Source organism: Herbaspirillum sp. C7C8 (genome assembly GCF_022627875.1).
GTDB lineage: Bacteria > Pseudomonadota > Gammaproteobacteria > Burkholderiales > Burkholderiaceae_D > Herbaspirillum.
This window is the reverse complement of the sequence record NZ_JABXGG010000043.1, coordinates 1-2,705: the sequence shown is the minus strand read 5'-3', so window position 1 is coordinate 2,705 and position 2,705 is coordinate 1. Positions and strand designations below refer to the sequence as shown.

The window sequence follows — 2,705 nt, the reverse complement described above, 5'->3', positions numbered from 1 at the left end:
GGCACCTTGGCAGCCACCGAAGGAGAGCTGGTCGTCACGGCGGCGGGCCGTCTGGAAAACACCGGGACCATCGCTGCTGGCCGGGATGTGCAGATACGCAGTGCGGGCGTGCTCATCAACCAGGGCAGGCTGGGGGGAAGGGCCGGTACCGTGCTGGAAGTCGGTTCCCTGGAGAACACCCGCACCGGTCGTATCGACAGCACCGGTCACACCAGCGTGCAGAGTGGCGGTTCGATACGCAATGCGGGCAGTCTGCTCGGGGATGGCGGTATCACGATCCGTGCGGCGGCGATGGAGAACACCGGTGACGTGCTGACATCGGGCGCTCTGCTCCTGCGCGTCCGTGACACACTGGACAACAGCGGCACTGTTGAGGCCAAGCAATCCGTCTCATTGAAGGCGACGGCCCTTAACAACAGAGGAACATTCACCGCCGCGGGCAGCATGAAGCTCTTGCTGCAACAGGGCCTGAGCAACACCGGAGAGATCGGCGCCAACGATACGCTTACCGTTAATGCGGCCACGCTGGAAAACCACGGCAGGCTCCGTTCGGCCGAGAGTTCTCTGGTGCTGGTGACAGACGGAAGAACCAGCAACCAGGGCAAGATCCTCGCCGCCACGCGGCTGGAGCTCGCGGCAGCCGGCATCGACAACAGCGACGGCACGCTTGGCGGCGGCGAGGTGGTGATTGATGCGCGCAATCGGCGTTTGAACAATCAGCGCGGCGTACTCTTTGCGCGGCAAGACCTGAAAGCAGAGAGCGCAGAGCTCGACAATCGTGCCGGCAGTATCGCTGCCCGGGGCAAGCTGACGCTCTCCACCGGTGAAGTCAACAATGAGGGCGGATTGTTGCAGGCCCTGAAGAGCCTCGACCTCGATACGCACGGTCAGGCACTGCACAACCTGCATTCGGGCGAGGATCAAGGTGTGCGTGCCGGCACGGATCTGCACATCAAGGCCGGGGCGCTGGGCAATGGCGCAGGTGTGGTGGTGGCAGGTGGCCAAGCCCGTCTGCAAGTGAACAGCCTCGACAACGAGGGCGGACGCATCCTCGCAGGTGGCGACCTGAGTCTCACGTCCGACTCCCTGATCGGCAAGGGCTTGCTGTTGAGTCACAAGGATCTGCGTATCGACGTGGCCGCCGACCTGGAGCAGCGCGGCGAAACCGCAGCCGCTGGCAATCTCGATCTGCGCACTGGCGGCCGCTTCAGCAACTACGGCACGCTGGCCGCAGGAGCAGCGTTGCGCGTGACGGCCAGGGGACTCCAGAATCATGCGGGCGCGTCCATCCTGGGCGGCGATGTATCGCTGTCTGCCGGTGCGGGGCAGGACTTCATCAACCGGGGCCTGATCGATGGCGTCACCACGCGCATCCAGGCCGGCACGCTCTATAACCTCGGTAGCGGACGCATTTACGGTGACCACATCGCGCTTGCTGTGGAGGTGCTGCACAACGCTTCGGAAACCATCGATGGCGTGCTGCGGGCCCCGGTCATCGCGGCACGTGAGCGTCTGGATATCGGGGCCGGGGTGCTCCACAACAGCGAGAAGGCGCTGCTGTATTCAGCCGCAGATATGTCCATTGGCGGCACCATCGGCAGCGACCATCGTGCGAGCGGACGTGCGCGCGAGGTCAACAATACCAGCGCGACCATCAATGCGGATGGCGCACTCACCATTGCGGCCGATGCGATCAACAACCGGAATGCGCATTTCGAGATCGCCGAAGAGAGCAAGCCGGGACGCAGGATCATCAACTACCGGCTGGTGGGATCGTCCGACTTCATCTCGGGAGAGCACGCGCGCATCGTCCACAAGGATAATGGCCAGATCATCGCTGCCGAGAACTGGCGAGCCATGGGCGATGAAGACAACTTCCGCCTGCTTTTACCCTCGGCGCAATCTCCCTTTGACGGACAAATGTTCGGTCAATGGATCATCTACGACGGCACCGAGCAGATCCAGCGGACTATCGTCACGCGCAGCGCACCCGGCATGATCACCTCCGGCGGCAGGATGAATCTGGCCGCCGGTGTGGTCAACAACTACGCCAGTCAGTTCATCGCCGGGGGCACCCTGGCCGGTGACAACGTCAATGGCACCGCCATCCACAATACCGGTCCGCTGGGCAGGCAGATCGTTACCTCGGTGGGTACGGCGGTAAAAACCTACATCAAGAGTCATCGCTTCAAAGCCGACGACCGTCGTTATGAGAGCGCGCCCTACGCCTCTCAAACGATAGAAACCCGATTCCCACTTGACGTGAGCGCCACGCACGAGGTGGGCAGCACGCGCGACCGGACTTCTCGCACACCCGCCACCGTTCCTGCACAAGCGCCGCAGGGAACGGGCAAGACCACTGACCTGCGTGCTCCCGCAGTCGACCTGAGCCTGCCGGCCAATGCCTTGTACCAGATCAATCAGAGCAGCGTGACGGCGCCACTGGTGCAGACCGATCCGCGCTTCATCGGTGAGCGGAATTGGCTGTCTTCTGACGTCCTCGTTCGCGCGTATCGGGATCGCGCGGGTCCCACGCCGGGTTACCAGCGTTTCGGCGATGGCTTCTACGAACAACAACTGATCCAGCGCCAGATCCAGGAGGCCACCGGCCAGCGCTATCTGAACGGATTCAGCAACAACGAGGCGCAATATCTGGCGCTGATGCAAGCCGGGCTGCAGCAGGCGCAGACCCAGCGTTATGCCTT

The 2,705-nt window shown here is 63.0% G+C and carries 1 pseudogene; it reads left to right on the top strand.

The window, feature by feature from the left end:
• A pseudogene (locus tag HWE01_RS22535) lies at positions 1 to 2,705 on the top strand (hypothetical protein); the annotation flags it as partial.